1 protein-coding gene is annotated in these 525 nt (G+C 57.7%); it reads left to right on the forward strand.

Annotation, left to right across the window (positions count from 1 at the left end):
• Positions 1-56 precede the first annotated feature (56 nt).
• A partial coding sequence (locus tag ACM43_RS09550) for a hypothetical protein (protein WP_271539845.1) occupies positions 57-525 on the forward strand: 469 nt, incomplete at its 3' end.

Below are 525 nucleotides of genomic sequence, written 5' to 3' on the forward strand. Positions count from 1 at the left end.
AACCCACGGTCCATTGAGGGCGCGGCTGTGCGAATCGTCAGCCGGTCAAGACTCGGATGCGGCACGCCGAGCTTGGGGGACTCGCCGTCTTCTTCGCTAACCTTCCACTCCTCGAGATATTCGAACTAATCAAAGGGAATCCCGCTGCCGCTGTGGCGGCCGTTGCTGCGGTTTTCGCTTTGATATCCGGAGTGCTCGGCCCGTTGGTTCAATGGCGCATCGGGCGGCGGCAAGCCATCGCAAGTCAAACATCGGCCAAAGCCTCAATGCTCGCCGCTAGCACAGCTGGCGCGCGTGAGATCGCAAAACTTCGGATGAGTTGGATGGAGGAACTTCGCAACTCGCTGTGCGAGTACCACGCCATCCTGATGAGCACTGAGGATGGAGAGGAACTCAAGGCTGACGATGTCAGGACTCTCTCTCGCCTCGGCACACAACTTGATCTGCTTCTAAATCGAAGGGACGATTTGCAGAAGGGGCTGTGGGAAGTGGCAGACAAAATCTACAAGCTCGGCACGCAATCAG

It is taken from the genome of Bradyrhizobium sp. CCBAU 45321 (genome assembly GCF_028128975.1).
Taxonomy (GTDB): Bacteria; Pseudomonadota; Alphaproteobacteria; order Rhizobiales; family Xanthobacteraceae; genus Bradyrhizobium; species Bradyrhizobium yuanmingense.